Source organism: Pseudomonas sp. R84 (genome assembly GCF_009834515.1).
In the GTDB taxonomy this organism is placed as follows: Bacteria; Pseudomonadota; Gammaproteobacteria; order Pseudomonadales; family Pseudomonadaceae; genus Aquipseudomonas.
Genome location: NZ_CP019426.1, coordinates 3622264 through 3641597 on the forward strand (window position 1 = coordinate 3622264; position 19334 = coordinate 3641597).

Genomic DNA, 19334 nt, shown 5'->3' on the forward strand with positions numbered 1-19334 from the left:
CCGATGAATTTTTCCCAATTCTTCATTTCACGGCCGATCTTCGCAGCAGTGCTCTCGCTGTTGATCCTGATCGCCGGTGCGATCTCGCTGTTCCAGCTGCCGATCAGCGAATACCCGGAAGTCGTGCCACCGACCGTGGTGGTACGTGCCAACTTCCCGGGCGCCAACCCTAAAGTCATCGGTGAAACCGTGGCGGCTCCGCTGGAGCAGGCCATCACCGGCGTCGAGAACATGCTGTACATGTCCTCGCAATCGACCGCCGACGGCAAGATCACCCTGACCATCACCTTCGCCCTGGGCACTGACCTGGACAACGCGCAAGTGCAGGTGCAAAACCGGGTAACCCGTACCGAGCCGAAACTTCCCGAGGAAGTGACGCGCATCGGTATCACCGTCGACAAGGCTTCGCCCGATCTGACCATGGTTGTGCACTTGACCTCGCCGGACAAGCGCTACGACATGCTCTACCTGTCCAACTACGCGATCCTCAACATCAAGGATGAGCTCGCTCGTCTGAACGGTGTCGGTGATGTGCAGTTGTTTGGTATGGGCGATTACTCGCTGCGGGTCTGGCTCGATCCGAACAAGACCGCTTCGCGCAATCTGACCGCGACCGACGTGGTCACTGCTATTCGTGAGCAGAACCGTCAGGTCGCGGCCGGTCAATTGGGCGCGCCCCCTGCCCCGAATGCCCAAAGCTTCCAGCTGTCGGTCAACACTCAGGGCCGACTGGTCAGCGAGGAAGAGTTCGAGAACATCATCATTCGCGCAGGCGACAATGGTGAAATCACTCGCCTCAAAGACATCGCTCGCGTTGAACTCGGTTCCAGCCAATACGCCCTGCGCTCGTTGCTGGACAACCAACCAGCCGTAGCCATCCCGATCTTTCAGCGTCCAGGCTCCAATGCCATCGACATCTCGAACGAAGTTCGCGGAAAGATGGACGAGCTGAAGAAAGGCTTCCCGCAAGGCATGGATTACAGCATCGTCTATGACCCGACAATCTTCGTGCGCGGTTCGATTGAAGCGGTGGTTCACACCCTCTTCGAAGCACTGATCCTCGTGGTACTGGTGGTGATCCTGTTCCTGCAAACCTGGCGCGCCTCGATCATTCCGTTGGTGGCGGTGCCGGTATCGTTGATCGGTACGTTTGCGGTGATGCACCTGTTCGGCTTCTCGCTGAACGCGCTCTCGCTATTCGGTCTGGTACTGGCCATCGGTATCGTGGTGGACGACGCCATCGTGGTGGTGGAAAACGTCGAGCGCAATATCGAGCTCGGATTGAATCCGGTCGAAGCCACCAAGCGGGCCATGCGTGAAGTGACCGGTCCGATCGTTGCCACGGCTCTGGTGCTGTGTGCGGTGTTCATTCCGGCGGCGTTCATCTCCGGCCTCACCGGGCAGTTCTACAAACAGTTTGCACTGACCATCGCGATCTCGACGGTGATCTCGGCGTTCAACTCGCTGACCCTGTCGCCAGCATTGGCCGCGGTATTGCTGAAGAGCCACGACGCGCCGAAAGACCGCTTCTCCAAAGTGCTCGACAAGATCTTCGGTGGCTGGCTGTTCCGTCCGTTCAACCGCTTCTTCGATCGTGCCAGCCATGGTTACGTCGGCACCGTGCGCCGGGTTATCCGCAGCAGCGGCATCGCCCTGCTGTTGTACGCAGGCCTGATGGTGCTGACCTTCTTCGGTTTCTCCAGCACGCCGACCGGCTTCGTACCGGGCCAGGACAAGCAATACCTGGTGGCCTTCGCGCAACTGCCGGACGCTTCGAGCCTGGATCGCACCGAAGAAGTCATCAAGCGCATGTCCGACATGGCGCTGAAACAGCCAGGCGTGGAAAGCGCCGTAGCGTTCCCGGGCCTGTCGATCAACGGCTTCACCAACAGTCCGAACGCCGGCATCGTCTTCGTGACCCTGAAACCGTTCGACGAACGTAAAGACCCGAGCATGTCCGCCGGTGCAATTGCCGGGGCCTTGAACGGCCAGTACGCGAACATTCAAGAGGCGTACATGGCGATCTTCCCGCCACCGCCGGTACAAGGTCTGGGCACCATTGGTGGTTTCCGTCTGCAAATCGAAGACCGGGGCAACCTGGGCTACGACGAGCTGTACAAAGAAACCATGAACATCATCAACAAGAGCCACAGCGTTCCGGAACTGGCGGGCCTGTTCACCAGCTACACAGTGAACGTGCCTCAGGTCGATGCCGCCATCGACCGTGAAAAAGCCAAGACCCACGGCGTGGCCGTCAGCGACATCTTCGACACCCTGCAGATCTACCTGGGGTCGCTGTATGCCAACGACTTCAACCGCTTCGGGCGCACCTATCAGGTCAACGTTCAGGCCGAACAACAGTTCCGCCTCGAATCCGACCAGATCGGCCAGCTGAAAGTACGTAACAACAAAGGCGAAATGATCCCGCTGGCGACCTTCATCAAGGTCAGCGACACCTCGGGCCCGGATCGCGTGATGCACTACAACGGCTTCATCACCGCAGAAATCAACGGTGCGGCTGCCCCGGGCTACAGCTCCGGCCAGGCGGAAAAAGCCATCGAGAAACTGCTGAAGGATGAACTGCCGAACGGCATGACCTACGAGTGGACCGACCTGACCTACCAGCAGATTCTGTCCGGCAACACCGCGCTGTTCGTATTCCCGCTCTGCGTATTGCTGGCGTTCCTGGTACTGGCCGCTCAATACGAAAGCTGGAGCCTGCCATTGGCGGTGATCCTGATCGTACCGATGACCCTGCTGTCGGCCATCACCGGTGTGATCATCTCGGGCGGTGACAACAACATCTTCACCCAGATCGGTCTGATCGTACTGGTGGGACTTGCCTGTAAGAACGCGATTCTGATCGTCGAGTTCGCCAAGGACAAACAGGAAGAAGGCCTCGACCCGCTCGCTGCGGTACTCGAAGCTTGCCGTCTGCGTCTGCGGCCGATCCTGATGACCTCCTTCGCGTTCATCATGGGTGTGGTGCCACTGGTGTTCTCCAGCGGTGCCGGTGCCGAGATGCGTCACGCCATGGGTGTGGCGGTGTTCTCCGGGATGCTCGGGGTGACCTTCTTCGGTCTGTTGCTGACCCCAGTGTTCTACGTACTGATCCGTAACTTTGTTGAACGCGGCGAAGCCCGCAAAGCGGCCAAAGCTCTGAAACTGGAGGCGCAACAATGAGTCTGAAAGTCTTCCTGCCGAGTCTGCTGGTGCTGGCTCTCAGCGCCTGCGCTGTCGGCCCCGACTACAAGACCCCAGCCACGGAGGCGGCCAATATCACGGCCGCCACCGACGGCGCCGCCGGGCAAAAGAACTTCGACCGTTCGAAATTCGAAGGCATCTGGTGGCAGCAATTCGACGATCCGACCCTCAACCAGTTGGTGACCCAATCGCTGCAAGGCAACCGTGAACTGCGCGTGGCGTTCGCCCGCTGGAAAGCCGCCCGGGCGATCCGCGACGACGCCAGCAACGATGCGATGCCGACCATCACCAGCCGCGCCAGCAGTGATCTGGCCAAGGGGCAAATCCCTGGCCAGACCACCGATCGGGTCAATAGCGAACGCTATGACCTCGGTCTGGACATGGCTTGGGAGCTAGACCTGTTCGGGCGCATCCAGCGCAATCTGGAAGCCAGCGACGCCGACCAGCAGGCAGCCGAAGCCGATCTGTACCAACTGCAAGTCACTATGATTGCCGAACTGGTCGACGCTTACGGTCAACTGCGCGGTGCACAACTGCGCGAAAAGATTGCCGTGGCCAACCTGAACAACCAGCAGGAGTCGCGCAAGATCACCATCAGCCTGCGTGACGCCGGCGTGGGCGATCAGCTCGACGTCGAACGTGCCGATGCACGTCTGGCTTCGGTCGAAGCCAGCGTGCCGCAATTGCAGGCAGAACAGGTTCGGCAGAAAAACCGTATTGCTACCCTCTTGGGCGAGCGTCCGGACAAGCTGACTGTCGATCTGAGTCCAAAAGACCTGCCAGCGATTGCCAAAGCCTTGCCGATCGGTGACCCGGGCGAACTGCTGCAGCGTCGTCCGGACATTCTCAGCGCCGAACGCCAACTGGCCTCGGCCACGGCACGTATCGGCGTGGCGAAAGCCGATCTGTTCCCACGGGTCAGCCTTAGCGGCTTCCTCGGCTGGACGGCCGGGCGTGGCTCGCAGATCGGTTCCTCGGCGGCCAACGCCTGGGCACTCGGCCCGAGCATTACGTGGGCAGCGTTCGACCTTGGCAGCGTGCGCGCCCGTTTGCGTGGCGCCGATGCTGAAGCCGAAGGCGCACTGGCGACTTACGAGCAACAAGTGCTGCTGGCCCTGGAAGAGTCGGAAAACGCCTTCAGCGATTACGGCAAGCGTCAGCAACGCCTGATCTCGCTGATTCGTCAGAGCGAATCGAGCCGCAAGGCTGCCGACCTGGCTGAAATTCGCTATCGCGAAGGCACGACAGACTTCCTCGTGCTGCTCGACGCGCAGCGCGAACGGTTGAACGCCGAAGACAGTCAGGCCCAGGCTGAAGTCGACCTGTATCGCGGCATTGTCGCGATCTACAAGGCCCTTGGCGGCGGCTGGCAACCGGAGACTGTTGCCAGCAAGTAATCGATTGTTAAAGAGCTCCTTTGGTTGGCCGCAACCAACCAAATTTTTTGCCCCGCGTATCATTCGGTCGCGGGGTTTTTTTATGCCTCGAAAATCACACCCTCTTCTGTAGGAGCTGCCGCAGGCTGCGATCTTTTGACTTTGCTTTAAAAGAGCAGATCAAAAGATCGCAGCCTGCGGCAGCTCCTACAGGGATCAGTTTTCCAGCACGGTGACGGTCGCTGTGGTGCCAGCACGCAGGCGGTTCTTGCCGGCATAGTCGCCATCAATGTCGATCCGCACCGGCACCCGCTGTGCCAGTTTTACCCACGTGTAACTCGGGTTGATGTTGGCCAGTAACCGGCTGCCCGGCGCGTTCTCCCGGTCGGCGATGGCGAAGGCGATGCTCTGCACCCTGCCGCCGAAGGTCTCTCCGCTCATCAATTGCACCCGCACCCGATCGCCCTCTGTAATTCGCGGCAGTTTGGTTTCTTCGAAATAACCACTGATGTAGAACGAATCACTGTCGACCAGTGCCAATAAAGCGCCGCCGCTCACCGCGTAGTCACCTTCACGGGTCAGCAGGTTGGTGACATAACCGCTCACTGGGGACTCGACGCGGGTGCGCTGCAAGTCCAGTTCGGCCTGGGTCAGCGCGGCAATCGCCAACTGCACGTTCGCCTCGGCCAGACCGAGATTGGCCTGATTGCGTAGAAGATCCGCTTGGGCCACCGCGACATCGGTACTGGATTTTTCCCACTCTTCTCCGGAGATCGCAAAACCCTGCTTGAGTGTACGCCGCCGGCGTTCTTCGCTTTGCCTCTGCTTGAGCAAGGCTTCACTGGCAACGATGGCCGCTTGCGACTGACCCAGCGTTGCCTTCGACACTTCCACCGAACGCCGCGAGTGTTCCACCGCGAGGCGGTAGCGCGCCGGGTCGATCTCCATCAACAATTGCCCCTTGTCGACATGCTGGTTGTCCTGCACGGCCAGACTGACAATGCGCCCCGAGACATCCGCCGACAGCGTCACCACATCGGCTCTGACCCGGGCATCGCGAGTCCACGGCGCGCGGGTGTAATGCTCCCAGGCAAACCAGCCGAGCACGATCGCCAACAGCACCACTGCCAACGTGATCAATCGCGTGAATAACACTTTCAAGGCATCAGGCTCCCATCAGCAAAATCAGCGTGGCACAGACGCAGGCATACAAAGCGCCTTCGAACAGCGCCTCATGCCAGACCAGACGCAGTACGCCAAGTCGCCGCAAACCCCAGTCCAGCAACATGAAAATCGGTATGGCCAACAGTAACGCCTGGGCAATGGGCGGCAGGTAGACGCCGCCAATTTCGAAATCAATGGGCAAGGGCTGCTTCTCCTTCCGGAACAGAACGCTGGATAGCATCACCGTGGCGCTGCAGGAATGACACGACGATCAGCAGGGCCACACGCATGCGAAACAGCGACCAGACATGCTCATGACTGGCGACGTGCAGTTCATCCAGTTCATCGCCCAGTGTGTGCAGCGTGGTCAGCAGTGGCGCCAATTGCACATCCTGTCGCCCGGCGACAAAGCGCCCGGTCTTGCGCACGGCCGATACCAGACGCTGAGTAAAGGCATCTGTCAGCAGCGCATTGTTGTGCGCCTGCTGACGCAGTTGGTGCATGGCCACACCCAGTGCCACGCACGCCAGGCTGATTTCATAGAGTTGCTGCATGGCCCGGTTGTTCACCGCTGGCAGCAGGCCGAGCATGCTGGTCAGGCGATCGACCATGCGGCTTTCAAAGGCAAACTGTTGTTCATCGGTCGCCGGGGTTTTGCTCAGTGCATACACCTGCTCGCGCGCTTCGTTATACAAACGGCGAAGGCGCCACGCCGGGCGAAACGGGAAAATCCACGCGTAAACGATCAGGGCAAGCATGGCTGCACTGACATAGGCGCCGGCAAATTCGAACCATTGAATCGCCGTGTTCTGTCCGGTACCGACATTCTGCGGGCCGAGCATCAGAAAACTCGACAACCCCAACCCCATACCGATACCCGCCGTCGCCGGACTGGCCAGACCGATTGCGATCACATACAGCAGCGGTGCCAGCAACAACGCCAACAGCTCGAAATCACTGATCGCCGGCACCAGCATGAATTGATAGAACGCCGAGACCACCAGCGCCAGCCCCAAGCCTCGCGCATAACTCTGCGCGGCTATCAGTGGACGCGGGAAAGTAGCCATGAGCGAGCAGAGGATTCCCACCAGAATCATTCCGCCTCGCGCACCGTCCCACGCGGTTTCGATCCAGATCAACCCGGCCACCAGCAACGCAGTGAAGGCGCGGATCGCATTCATCGACGCCAAAGTGAAGTCCAGATGCAGAGGGCTGACCTGGCCACGATAGAGACAACTGGCCTCGCGCCCCTCCTGAATGGCATCACTCAACTCGAGAATCTGCTCGAGTTGCTGCAACAGCCGTGCCTGCTCCCAGCGCAACGCCCAGGCCAGCGAGCGCAAGGTGGCGCTCATGTCTTCGGTCAACTGCTCGGCTTGATACGCCAACGCCTCGAACTGTTGCTGCAGCTTGATGAATTGCTGGCGTGTGGGCTCGGGCAGCGATCGCCCCTGCTCCGCCAACTGATCGAGAAGCGCCAGTTCGTCCGCACGCAGTCGCTGGATCTCCAGCGGCAGATCACCCTCCCAGCGCTCGGTGAGCAGTTCGCGCTGATGGCGTAGCGCGGTCAATCGCGAGGTCAACAACATCAGCTGGTTGCCCAACAGCAGTACCAGATGGTTGGCGCTGCGCAACCGTGGCGCATCGAAATACAAGTGCCGGCGCAGGCCTTCGAGGGCACTGATCTCGCCGAGCAATTGCATTTGCCGGCGCTGGAAATCGGCCTCGCTTTCTTCCGTGCGAAGCACCGCCGCAGCGTGACTGGCGGCCAGTTTGATGACTTGATCGACCTTGGCGAAATACCCCTTGGCCACCGCTTGCGGGCGTGCCGTCAACAGGCTGACCACACACACGCAGGCCACGGCCAGCAAGGTTTCGGTAACGCGGGTGACGGCCAATAAAAAGGTGCCGTCCTGATCCGGAATCGCCAGCAACGCCACCACCACGGCGGTGTAACCACTGAGCACAAAGGCTTGCGAACTGGTGTAGCGCAGCAACGTACCGCCCGCCGTGCACAGCGCCAGCCACAGGGCCAGAGTGGTAATGAATGGCAGCGGTGCCTGAGGAAAGATCGCCATGATCAATACCGCCACCGCCGCCCCGAGGGTCGTGCCGATCACCTGACCGAAGCTGCGTGCCAGCGCCATCCCGGCCAACGGCTGGCTGACAATGACCACTGCCATGATCGACCACTTCGGCTGATCGAGATCGAACAAGAACGCCAGGTACAGCGTCAGCAAGCCCGCCGCAATGGTTCGCAGGGCAAACAGCAGTGCAGCCTGACCGGGGTGGATCACGGCTCGGAAATAATTGAACAGGGCTTGCATGGGCACACTCATCGAAACGACTTCTGCAAGCGTAGACACTGCATCGAAAGCCTGACGGGTAACTGAGTCGACGCAGCTTGTAGGGCGATTCGCATGCACAGGGTTTGACTCGTGGCCCGCGCTGACCGAAGCTTGCCGCTCTGCTCAAGAACGCCTGTTTCGGAAACCTGCATGCCTCAGTCTCGCCGCTACCTGCTTATCAGCCTGGGCCTTGTGCTTATCGTCGTCGTAGCCTGGTTGTCGGTGCGCAGCACCGTCCCGGTCATACCCGATGCAATCAAGCACGGTTATAGCGAAGCGCTCGATGCTGCCCGTAAGGGTCAACCGGGCGCAGCGCGTCAGTTGTATCAGCAACTGGGCCGCCCGGACATATCGGTGAAACGTCGCGTGTGGCTGCACGGTGAGCTGGCCAATTACCCCAGCCCGCAAGCGTTGAAACTGGCCGACACCGACCTGCAGAACGAAGCCCCCGCCGTGCGGCTGGCGGCAATCAAAAGCGTGGTGGGACTGGTGCCGGGCGGGCAACGCAGCCTGTTGCTCGGGCCGATGCTCGAAGATGAAGATCAAACCGTGCGCTTTGCCGCGATCAACGCCCTCCTCGGTTTGACCCCCGATGAACTGGGCCTTTACTTCGCGCCACTACAACAAGCGATCGACGGCTGGGAACAAACGCTCAAGGCGCTGCCGGAAAGCGCTGCCAACTATGCGCAACTGGCCCGGCTGCATATCCACAACGCAGAACTCAAAGAGGCGCAGGTCGCGCTCGACAATACGCTGCGCCTGGAGCCCGGCAATCTGCAGGCGCTGGTGATGCAGATCGATGTCCTCGACCGCCAGGGCCAAACCGACGCCGCTCGGCAACTGCTGGTCAAACAGCTCAAAGCGCAACCTGATTCTGCCTACCTGCAACATGCCTTGGGTCTTTGGCTGTTGCACCACGATCAGCGCGAATACGCTCTGCTCGGTTTGTCCAAAGCCGTTGAGCTGGAACCCGATAACAAGGATTACCGCTACGACCTCGCGACCACCCTGCACAGCGCCGAAGAACTGGAAGCGGCGCAAAACCAGTTGCAGGAAATCGTTCAGCGCCACCCCGCTGACCGCAAGGCGCGGGTTTTGCTGATCAATTACTGGAAAGAAAGCGGGCAATTGCAGAACGTGCAGATTCTGTTGGCGCAGCTGGAACAGCTCAACCCGGATGATCCGGCCTTGCAGCAGGGTCTCTGAGCCACTTTCGACAGCTCGATCGACACATCTCGCAAGGAATTTCGGAACTGCCATCACGCCAAAGGGTCAAGTTAATCAGGCCGCTCGATTCTCCCGACGGCCTCGCTTCCCCTAGTCATGAGAGGGCATTTTTTGTCTACTTCTAACGAGTTGATCAGTGCCAAAGCCGCTACCGGCATTGTGGGTCTGGATGACATCCTCGCCGGTGGTCTGTCTCGCGGTCATGTTTTTTTGCTGGAGGGTGAACCCGGTACCGGCAAAACCACGGTCGCTTTGCATTTTCTCCTGGCCGGCGCGAAAGCCGGCGAACGCTCGTTGTACATCACGCTCTCGGAAACCGAGCGCGAACTAAGGCAAGGGGCGTTGTCCCATGGCTGGACGCTGGATGACAACATCAAGATCTTCGAGCTGACACCCCCGGAAAGCCTGCTCAATGCTGAACACCAGCAGAGCCTGCTGTATTCCTCCGACCTGGAACTGGGCGAAGCCACCAAGCAGATTTTCGAAGCAGTCGAACGCTTCAAACCTACGCGTGTGGTGCTCGACAGCCTGTCGGAGATCCGCTTGCTGGCGCAGAGCTCTTTGCGTTATCGCCGGCAGATTCTGGCGATCAAGCATTACTTCGTGCGCTACAACGCGACCGTGTTGCTGCTCGATGACCTGACCACCGAGTCCCTCGACAAAACCGTGCACAGCGTGGCCCACGGGGTGATTCGTCTTGAAGAACTGACACCCAACTACGGCGCCGAGCGGCGACGCGTGCGGGTGGTCAAGTACCGTGGCCAGAAGTATCGCGGTGGTTTTCACGACTTCACCATCATGGGCGATGGCGTGCATGTGTTCCCGCGGCTGGTGGCGGCTGAACACCGCGGCGAGTATGCGCGCTTGCAGTTGACCAGCGGCATTCCGGAAATGGACGCTCTGCTCGGCGGCGGCATCGAAACCGGCTCCAGTACGCTGATTCTCGGCCCTGCCGGTACCGGTAAGTCGCTGATTTCGATGATCTTCGCCGCCGCTGCCGTATTACGCGGGGAAAAAGCCGCGCTGTTTATCTTCGATGAAGAACTCGGCCTGCTGTTCGAACGGATGAAAAACATCGGCATCGACCTCAAGGCGCTGCAAGCCACCGGCAATTTGTTGATCGAACAGGTCGACGCCGCGGAACTGTCGCCGGGTGAGTTCTCTCATCGCGTACGCCGCTGCGTCGATGAAGGTCAAATCAAAACCGTGGTTATCGACAGCATCAACGGCTATCAGGCGGCAATGCCAGAAGAAAACGCGCTGGTGCTGCACATGCACGAGCTGCTGCTGTACCTCAACCGCAAAGGCGCGGCGACCTTCATGACAGTTGCCCAGCATGGTCTGGTCGGCGACATGCAAGCGCCGGTCGACATTACTTATCTGGCTGACACGGTGATTCTGTTGCGCTACTTCGAAGCACTGGGCAAAGTCCGCCGCGCGATCTCGATCATCAAGAAACGCACCGGCAGCCACGAATCGACCATTCGTGAATACCGCATTTCCACGCAAGGCATGACCATCGGTGAACCGCTGGAAGCCTTTCAGGGCGTACTACGCGGCGTCCCCACCTACCTCGGCGCGAGTAATCCGTTGCTGCAGGAAGAGCACTTGTGACGGTCCAGGTGCCGCTGGCCGAACGGGCGCTGATTCTGGCGCCCGTGGGTCGCGACAGCCAGATTGCGCTGATGATCCTCAAAGAGGCCGGCTACGGCGGAGTCGTCACGCCCGGTCTGGGTTCGCTGTGCACGGAGCTCGAGCAGGGCGCCGGTTTGTTGCTGGTCGCCGCCGAAGCCTTGCGCGGGCCGGAACTGGAAGCTTTGTTCCTGCATCTGGAGCAGCAGCCGGCCTGGTCGGATCTGCCTATTGTGCTGTTGACCCATCACGGCGGCCAGGAACAAGGCCCCTCCTCACGCCTTAGCGATCTGCTGGGCAACGTGACATTTCTTGAGCGTCCGTTTCATCCGGCAACACTGGTCAGTATGGTTTCTGCCGCATTGCGCGGCCGACGACGACAGTACGAGGCCCGCGATCGGCTGATTGACCTGAGTGAAAGCGAACGGCGCCTGCAATCGACGCTGGAAACCCTTGAGCAACAGGTCGAGGAGCGCACCGCACAGCTGCGCCACAATGAAGAAGCGCTGCGCCAGTCACAGAAAATGGAAGCGGTCGGCCAACTCACCGGCGGCATCGCCCACGACTTCAACAACATGCTCACCGGTATTATCGGCAGCCTTGAGTTGCTGCGCCGGCGCTTGGCCCGTGGGCGTCTGGACGACCTCGACAGCCTGATCGATCTGGGCGTGACCTCGGCCAACCGTGCCGCCAGTCTGACCCACCGCCTGCTGGCGTTTTCACGCCGACAATCGCTCGATTCAAAAGCCGTGCAGATGAACACCCTGGTGCTGTCCATGGGTGAGCTGCTGCAACGCAGCCTCAACGAAAGCATTCAGCTGGACATGCGCCTCAACGACAAGCTATGGGTGGCCGAGGCCGACCCCAATCAACTGGAAAGTGCCCTGCTCAACCTGGTGATCAATGCCCGCGACGCCATGCCCGACGGCGGAAAATTGGTGGTCGAGACCAGCAATCAGGTGCTCAAGCGCGAATTCACCGAGGCCTACAGCAACCTTGAACCCGGTGATTACGTGATGCTCAGTGTGACCGACAACGGCAGCGGCATGCCGCAAAGTGTCATCAACCGTGCATTCGATCCTTTTTTCACAACCAAGCCGATTGGCCAGGGCACCGGGCTGGGCCTGTCGATGATTTACGGGTTCAGCAAGCAGTCACGCGGACATGTCTCGATCGACAGCGAAATTGATGAAGGCACCACGGTCCGGCTTTATCTGCCGCGTTTTCGCGGCGAAGAACTGTCCAGTCCGGACTCCGCTATTCAACAAGCCCCGGATGCGCTGGATGGCGAAACCGTGCTGATCGTTGAAGACGACCCGGCCGTGCGCGTGTTGGTCTGCGCGGTACTTGGGGAGTTGGGTTATGCCTTCGTCGAAGCCTGGGATGCCGACAGCGCCGTGCCGATTCTGAACTCGACGCAACGCATCGACCTGCTGATCAGCGACGTCGGACTGCCGGGCATGAACGGGCGGCAACTGGCAGAAGTCGGCCGTCAGTTTCGGCCGGGGCTGAAGGTTTTGTTCATCACCGGCTACGCCGAACACGCAGCAGTGCGTGGCGGGTTCCTCGATTCGGGGATGCAGATGATCACCAAACCGTTCACTTTTGACCTGTTGACCGCCAAGGTGCGGGAGATGATCAAAAGCTGAAACGCTGAAACGCTGAAACTGTAGGAGCTGCCGCAGGCTGCGATCTTTTGATCTTGTTCTTGATCATCAAAATCAAAAGATCGCAGCCTTCGGCAGCTCCTACAGGGCTTCAGGCGAGCAATTCCTGAATTTTTTCCTGCAACACATCCAGGTCGAACGGCTTTTCCAGGATCGGCGCCTTGCGCGTGATCGGGCTGCCGGTTTCGCGGATTTCCTGCGGGTAACCGCTGATGAAAATTACCTTCAGGTCCGGGCGCAATTTGACCGCCGGTTCAGCGATCTGCACGCCGGAGATCCCGCCCGGCAAGCGGAAATCGGTGATCAACATGTCCAGATGCGGCTTGCTCGCTAGAATCTCGAACGCCTGCTCGCCGTTTTCCGCCTGCAACACGCGATACCCCTGCCCCGACAAGTAATCCGTCAGGACCATCAAGATAACCGGTTCGTCCTCGACGACGAGTACTACATCTTGTGCATCTACGCTCATGGGAAGCCTTTGTTCGGTCAATAGCTGCTGATACGACCGTACGGTCAATCAGAGGTTGCGTCGGATGTGCCGTTTTCCTGAATTGGCAGACAAACGCGAAACAGGGCGCCTTCGTTGATTTCACTCTCGACGACGATGGAGCCGCCATGGGCGGCGATGATCTGTTCGGAAATGAACAGACCCAGCCCGAGCCCGGCCACTACCGTCTTGGCGGAAACCCGTTCGAACTGTTGGAAAATACGCTTCTGGTTCTCCTGGCTGATGCCAATGCCGCGATCCTGCACCTCGACCCGCGCCTCATCGCCTTCACGGTAAACGCGCACCTGAATCGGGCTGCGACCGCCATAGCGCAGGGCATTGGTGAGCAAATTGGTCACCACCTGCTCGATACGGAACTCGTCCCAATTGCCTTCCACCGGCGCTGGCGCGGTAAACGACACTTCAGTTTCGGCAGCTTCAATCTGTTGCGCGAAGTTTTGCAGCAGGTTGCTGACCAATTGCACCAGATCGAAACGGCTCGGGCGGATCGACAGTTTGCCGGTGCGAATGCGCGACACGTCGAGCATGTCTTCGATCAGGCGGATCAGGCTTTTGATCTGCCGTTCATCGCGGTCGACCATGGCGTGCATCTTGTCCAGGGTGAATGCCGCTGCGTTGTCCCGAGCCAGGTGCATCTTGCGCAACTGGGTTTCGAGAATCAGGCCGTTTAGCGGCGTACGCACTTCGTGAGCGACGATGGACATGAAGTCATCACGCATACGCACCGCCTGCTCCAGCTCCAGCTGGGTGCTTTGCAGCTGTTGCAGCAGCGCTTCCTGCTCGCGTCGAGCCTGTTCCAGCGCTTCGAGCTGTTGCTTCATCGCCTTGCTCTGGCGGTACAGATCGACGAAGACATTGACCTTGCTCTTCACCGCATGGATATCCAGCGGTTTGTGCAGAAAGTCCACCGCCCCGCTCTCGTAACCCTTGAACGCATAATTGAGTTCACGGCCGGCGGCGCTGACGAAAATGATCGGGATGTTCTTGGTTTTCTCGGTGCCGCGCATCAACTCGGCGAGTTCGAAGCCGTTCATGCCCGGCATCTGCACGTCGAGGATGGCCATGGCGAACTCGTGTTGCAGCAGCAACGACAGCGCCTCATCCGCCGACAACGCTTTATAGACGGTACGGTCTTCACGCTTGATCAGCGCTTCGAGTGCCAGCAGGTTCTCCGGCAGATCGTCGACGATCAGCAGTTTGGCTTGGATATTACTCAGCATGCGATTCGTTCCAGCTCGACAAGCAGACGGCCGATGCCGTGAATGGGTAGGACATGATCCGGCTGCTGAATGTTCAGTGCAGCCTGGGGCATGGTGGCGACTTGCGCCTCTTCGGGATCCTGGACAATGGTCAATCCGCCACAGCGTTTGACCTGCGCCAGCCCGCGCGCGCCATCGTGATTGGCGCCGGTGAGCAGGACAGCGGCCAGTGATGAACCGTACGCGTCGGCGGCCGACTCAAACAGGTAGTCGATCGAAGGCCGGGAATAATGCACGCGGTCCTCAAGACTCAGCGACAGGCTGCGATCCTGCTCCACCGAAAGGTGATAACCCGGTGTGGCGAAATAAACCGTGCCGGGGGTGATGTCCTGCTTGTCCGTCGCCTCTTCGACCGGCAGCATCAGGCGCCGGGCGAACACCTCAGCCAACTGGCTGCGGCGCTCTTCAGGCAGGTGCAGCACAACAATGATCGGCAGCACGAAGCCTTGGCGCAGCGGCCCGAGCAGCGCGAGCAAGGCCTCAACGCCACCGGCGGAAGCACCGACCACTATCGCCTCGACGCGAGGTAAAGCCACGGCCTCGTTCATGTTTTGCGGTAGATCCGTTCTTGTTTCACCAATGCTTCGAACTGGCTGGCGTAACTGGAAAAATCCAGCGTCTCTTTGCTGCCGAGCACCAGAAAGCCGCGATGGCAAAGCGATTCATGGAACAAGCCAAACGCCCGATCCTGCAGCTTCTTGTTGAAGTAGATCAGCACGTTGCGGCAGGAAATCAATTGGGTTTCGGAGAACACGCTGTCCGTCGCCAGACTGTGGTCGGCGAAGGTCACGTTCTCGCACAGACTCTTGTCGAAAATCGCGTAACCGTACGCTGCCGTGTAGTAGTCGGCAAACGATCGCTGACCGCCGGCCTGCTGATAGTTGGCCGTGTACGCGCGAACATTCTCCATCGAGAAAATCCCCTGCTTGGCCTTGTCCAGCGAACGCGGGTTGATATCAGTGGCATAGATGATCGTGCGATCGAGCAGGCCTTCTTCGCGCAACAAAATCGCCATCGAATAGACCTCCTCGCCCGTGCTGCACCCGGCGATCCAGATCTTGATCGACGGATAGGTGCGCAGCAACGGCACCACTTCCCTGCGGATCGCGAGGAAGTGCGAAGGGTCGCGAAACATCTCGCTGACCGGGATCGTCAGCAATTGCAGCAGCTGCATGAAGGCCGTCGGATCGTGCAGAACCTTTTCCTGCAATGCCGAAATCGTCGCGCACTCGAACTGGCTCAGCGCGTGCTGTACCCGGCGCTTGATTGAAGCACCGGAATAATCGCGAAAATCGTAGCTGTACTTGAGATAAATCGCCTCAATCAACAAGCGCAGTTCGATTTCACTGTTTCGTTCGGCTGGTGTACTGCGTTCCACTAAATGCGTTCCATCTTCGGTAACCACACGCGAATCAACGAGAACAGCCGATCCAAATCGATGGGCTTGGCCAGGTAATCATTGGCGCCCGCCTGCAGGCAGCGCTCCTGATCGTCCTTCATGGCCTTGGCCGTTACCGCGATGATCGGCAGCTTGCGCCAGCGCGGATCCTTGCGGATTTCAATGGTGGCTTCGAAACCGTCCATTTCCGGCATCATCACGTCCATCAACACCAGATCGATGTCCTCGACTTCATTGAGTCTTTCAATCGCCTCACGGCCGTTCCGGCCGATCACCACGACTGCACCTTTGGTCTCCAGCGCGCTGGTCAGGGCGAAAATGTTGCGCACATCGTCGTCCACCAACAGCACTTTGCGACCCTCGAAGACCTTGTCGCGGCTGCGCGCAGTCTTGAGCATCTTCTGCCGTTCATGGGACAACTGTGATTCGACTTTGTGCAGAAAGAGTGTGACCTCGTCCAGCAGACGTTCTGGCGAACGTGCACCCTTGATGATGATCGAGCGCGAATACTTGCGCAGTTCGGCTTCTTCATCGCGGGTCAGGTTGCGCCCGGTATAGACAATCACTGGCGGGAACGAGCATATGTCCTCGGTCGACATGCGCTTGAGCAGGTCATTGCCGAGCATGTCCGGCAGCTTCAAATCGATAACCATGCAGTCGTAGATCGTCGTGCGCAACAGCTCCAAAGCATCTTGCGCGAGGCCGACAGCGGTGATTTCGATGTCTTCGTCGCCGATTAGCCGCGCAATGCTTTCGCGCTGCAAATCGTCGTCCTCGACCAACAGCACACGTTTGACCTTCTGGGTCAGCTTGGCTTCGAGGCGGGCGAACACGTCCTTGAGCTCTTCGCGAGTGGTCGGCTTGACCGCGTAACCGATCGCGCCCATGTGCATGGCCGCTTCGACACGGTCTTCGACGGAAATCACATGCACTGGAATATGGCGGGTTTCGGCGTGTTCTTTCAGGCGCTGCAACACGGTGAGGCCAGAGTGATCGGGCAGGCGCATATCAAGCAGGATCGCGTCAGGCACGAACTCTTTCGCCAGGTCGTAACCTTCGTCCGCACCGTGGGCTACCAGGCACTGATAACCGAGTTCATGCGCCAGATCGTAGAGGATGTGCGCAAAGTTCGGCTCGTCTTCCACCACCAGAATGCAGCGCGTGGCGAACGGTGCCTTGTCGCGGTCGTCGGCGAAGCGCGGAATGTGCACCGGCGCCAATGGCGAAACCGCGACGGCAGGCGCGATACTCGGTGTTATGGACTGCGTCGGCGGGGTGAAGGTCAACGGCGCGGACGAGACTTCACTGGATTCGTCGTACTGCTGCGGCAGCACCAACGTGAACACACTGCCCTGCCCCGGCGCGCTGCTGACGCTGATCGAACCGCCGAGCAGGGTCGCCAGATCTCGCGAAATCGACAGCCCCAGCCCCGTGCCGCCGTATTTGCGGTTGGTGGTGCCGTCAGCCTGGCGGAACGCTTCGAAAATGCTTTCCTGCTGATCGGCGGCAATGCCGATACCCGAATCGCGCACGATGAACGCAATCCGATCATCAGGCTGGCCAGCGATCGTCAAACTGACGGTGCCCTTTTCGGTGAACTTCACAGCGTTGGACAGCAGGTTCTTGATCACCTGTTCCAGACGCTGACGGTCGGTGAACAACATCGCCGGCGTGCCGGGTTGCAAATCGACACTGAAGGTCAGCTGTTTGTCTGCCGCCAAGGGCTCGAACACATTGCGCAGGCCTTCGGCCAGACGCGCGACGCTGGTGTTCTCGGGAATCACTTCGAGCTTGCCCGCCTCGACTTTGGAGATGTCCAGAATGTCGTTGATCAGGTTGAGCAGATCATTACCGGCCGAGTAAATCGACTCGGCAAACTTGACCTGCTCGGCGCTGAGGTTGTCCTGCGGATTCTCCGCCAGCAACTTGGCCAGAATCAGCGAACTGTTCAGCGGCGTGCGCAGTTCGTGGGACATGTTGGCGAGGAATTCGGACTTGTACTTGCTCGAGCGCTGCAACTCTTCGGCGCGTTCTTCGAGCTGGACCTGGGCCTGATTGAGTTCGGTGTTCTTCAGGTCCATGGCGTCGCGCTGCTCGGCCAGGGTCTGCGCCTGTTCGGCAAGTTGCTCGTTGGTCTGCTCCAGTTCGACTTGCTGGGTTTCCAGATGCGCCTGGGATTCCTTTAGAATCCGTGATTGTTCTTCCAGTTCTTCGTTGGCGGTTTTCAGCTCTTCCTGCTGCACCTGCAACTCTTCGTTGAGCTGTTGGGTTTCGGCCAGCACTTCCTGCAAGCGTTGACGGTAGCGCGCAGCTTCGATGGAGGTGCCGATGTTGCCGGCAATCAGCTCCAGCAGTTCGATATCGCGATCATTGAGCGGACGCAGGAAACCCAGTTCGATCACGCCATTGACCCGATCGTCATCACTGGTGGGCACCACCAGCACGCTGTGCGGCAAACCTTCGCCCAGCCCTGAGCTGACTTTGAAGTAGTCCGACGGCACGGAGTCCAGACGAATCAGCCGCGCCTGTTGCGCCACCTGACCGACGATGCCTTCGCCGCTGTAGATCGACTGGTCTTGCTCTTCCTGCTCGCGGGAGAACCCGTAAGTGGCCACACGCTTGAGGCCGCCATGTTCTTCACGCACATACAGCGCAGCGACGGCGGTGCCGAGGTATTGCGCGCAAAATTGCAAAATGTTGCGCCCCAACAGATTCAGCGTCAGTTGCCCCAGCACCTGCTCGGCCAGTTCGGTCTGACCATTGCGCAACCACGCCTGTTGCTCCAGACGCACGGCACTGGCTTGCTGTGCGGCCAGGTTGGCGCTGTAGTTGGTCGAAAGGTTGACCAGATCACGTCGGCCAATATAAGCCAGCAAACCACTGATACCCGCGATGAACACGAGGTAGAGGCTGATGCTCCAGATCGTGGTGCGGCGCACCTCTTCATTGCGCGTCGTGCGCAGGACCTGTTCGGTTTCGATGACGTCTTCGAATTGCTTGCGGATCTCGTCGGTCAGGCGCTTGCCGCGACCGGCCTTGACCGCGCCCCGGTAATCGCCGCTGGATCGCTGCAGATCGATCATCGATTGCGCGTAATTGGCCCACTCGGTCTGCAACGCCTGCAGGCGGCGCAGACGATCGGTTTGCACCGGGTTATCGGCCGTCAGTTCGAGCAACGTATCGAGCGCCACGGTAATGCGCGGCTTGGCCGTTTCGTACGGGTCGAGGAAGTGCTCATCACCGCTCAGCAGAAAACCACGCATGCCGGTTTCCAGGTCCACGGTGAGCTTCACCGCTTCATTGGCGTTATTGATCACCCGGTCGGTGTGCTCCACCCATTGGATCACCGACAGCAGGTAAGTAATCAGCGATACGAAGAACACGGCGCTGAGCACACCGACGCCCAAGGGCAGACTGATGTTGCGGCTCAGGAGTTTGCGAAACCGTTGCTCATCAACCGTAGACGGAGAGGACATGGGGCAGCCTTGTCGAACTGTTGAAAAACAGGGAGTTTGCCCCAAAACGGCGGTGTGGATCCATTTTTCTCACA

The 19334-nt window shown here is 59.4% G+C and carries 13 protein-coding genes; 5 read left to right on the forward strand and 8 right to left on the reverse strand.

Translation table 11 applies throughout. The features are described 5' to 3' along the window. The first annotated feature begins 3 nt into the window (after nucleotides 1-3). Nucleotides 4-3183, forward strand: a complete 3180-nt coding sequence (locus PspR84_RS15960) for an efflux RND transporter permease subunit (protein ID WP_160058041.1) — start codon at nucleotides 4-6, stop codon at nucleotides 3181-3183. Beyond that, complete coding sequence (locus tag PspR84_RS15965; protein ID WP_160058042.1) at nucleotides 3180-4601, forward strand: efflux transporter outer membrane subunit; 1422 nt, start codon at nucleotides 3180-3182, stop codon at nucleotides 4599-4601. Before PspR84_RS15960 ends, PspR84_RS15965 begins: the two co-directional genes overlap by 4 nt. Nucleotides 4602-4796: 195 nt before the next feature. Here the strand turns inward: PspR84_RS15965 and PspR84_RS15970 are convergent, their stop codons facing one another. Genes PspR84_RS15970 through PspR84_RS15980 form a run of 3 tightly spaced genes read right to left on the reverse strand, consistent with a single transcriptional unit; the run spans nucleotide 4797 to nucleotide 8071 of the window. Then, entirely contained in the window at nucleotides 4797-5741 is a 945-nt protein-coding gene (locus PspR84_RS15970; RefSeq protein ID WP_160058043.1) for an HlyD family secretion protein, read from the reverse strand. Between the two features lie 4 nt (nucleotides 5742-5745). Continuing rightward, nucleotides 5746-5946, reverse strand: coding sequence for a DUF1656 domain-containing protein (locus PspR84_RS15975; protein ID WP_007914938.1), 201 nt, complete (start codon nucleotides 5944-5946; stop codon nucleotides 5746-5748). Continuing rightward, nucleotides 5936-8071, reverse strand: coding sequence for an FUSC family protein (locus tag PspR84_RS15980; RefSeq protein WP_160058044.1), 2136 nt, complete (start codon nucleotides 8069-8071; stop codon nucleotides 5936-5938). Before PspR84_RS15980 ends, PspR84_RS15975 begins: the two co-directional genes overlap by 11 nt. Before the next feature lie 171 nt (nucleotides 8072-8242). Here PspR84_RS15980 and PspR84_RS15985 point away from each other — a divergent pair, with 171 nt between their 5' ends. The 3 genes from PspR84_RS15985 to PspR84_RS15995 all read left to right on the forward strand — a co-directional run bounded on the left by PspR84_RS15985 (nucleotide 8243) and on the right by PspR84_RS15995 (nucleotide 12600). Further along, entirely contained in the window at nucleotides 8243-9298 is a 1056-nt protein-coding gene (locus PspR84_RS15985; protein WP_160058045.1) for a tetratricopeptide repeat protein, read from the forward strand. Between the two features lie 132 nt (nucleotides 9299-9430). Further along, nucleotides 9431-10933 (forward strand): ATPase domain-containing protein, encoded by a 1503-nt coding sequence (locus tag PspR84_RS15990; RefSeq protein ID WP_150652742.1) that lies wholly within the window; start codon nucleotides 9431-9433, stop codon nucleotides 10931-10933. Further along, the gene (locus PspR84_RS15995) at nucleotides 10930-12600 is read left to right on the forward strand and encodes an ATP-binding protein (protein ID WP_160058046.1); all 1671 of its coding nucleotides are present in this window, start codon (nucleotides 10930-10932) and stop codon (nucleotides 12598-12600) included. Before PspR84_RS15990 ends, PspR84_RS15995 begins: the two co-directional genes overlap by 4 nt. 109 nt (nucleotides 12601-12709) lie before the next feature. Here PspR84_RS15995 and PspR84_RS16000 read toward each other — a convergent pair whose 3' ends face one another. Genes PspR84_RS16000 through PspR84_RS16020 form a run of 5 tightly spaced genes read right to left on the reverse strand, consistent with a single transcriptional unit; the run spans nucleotide 12710 to nucleotide 19260 of the window. After that, nucleotides 12710-13087: a response regulator gene (locus PspR84_RS16000; protein ID WP_003225116.1), complete on the reverse strand. Its 378-nt coding sequence runs from the start codon at nucleotides 13085-13087 to the stop codon at nucleotides 12710-12712. Nucleotides 13088-13131: 44 nt separating this feature from the next. Next, nucleotides 13132-14346, reverse strand: a complete 1215-nt coding sequence (locus tag PspR84_RS16005) for a hybrid sensor histidine kinase/response regulator (protein WP_160058047.1) — start codon at nucleotides 14344-14346, stop codon at nucleotides 13132-13134. Then, a complete protein-coding gene (locus tag PspR84_RS16010) occupies nucleotides 14340-14933 on the reverse strand; it encodes a chemotaxis protein CheB (RefSeq protein ID WP_160058048.1) in 594 nt (197 codons plus the stop codon). The genes PspR84_RS16005 and PspR84_RS16010 overlap by 7 nt, the downstream gene beginning before the upstream one ends. Further along, on the reverse strand, nucleotides 14930-15763 hold the full coding sequence (locus PspR84_RS16015; protein ID WP_160058049.1) for a protein-glutamate O-methyltransferase CheR: 834 nt from the start codon (nucleotides 15761-15763) through the stop codon (nucleotides 14930-14932). Before PspR84_RS16015 ends, PspR84_RS16010 begins: the two co-directional genes overlap by 4 nt. After that, on the reverse strand, nucleotides 15763-19260 hold the full coding sequence (locus PspR84_RS16020; protein ID WP_160058051.1) for a response regulator: 3498 nt from the start codon (nucleotides 19258-19260) through the stop codon (nucleotides 15763-15765). The genes PspR84_RS16015 and PspR84_RS16020 overlap by 1 nt, the downstream gene beginning before the upstream one ends. Nucleotides 19261-19334: the final 74 nt, after the last annotated feature.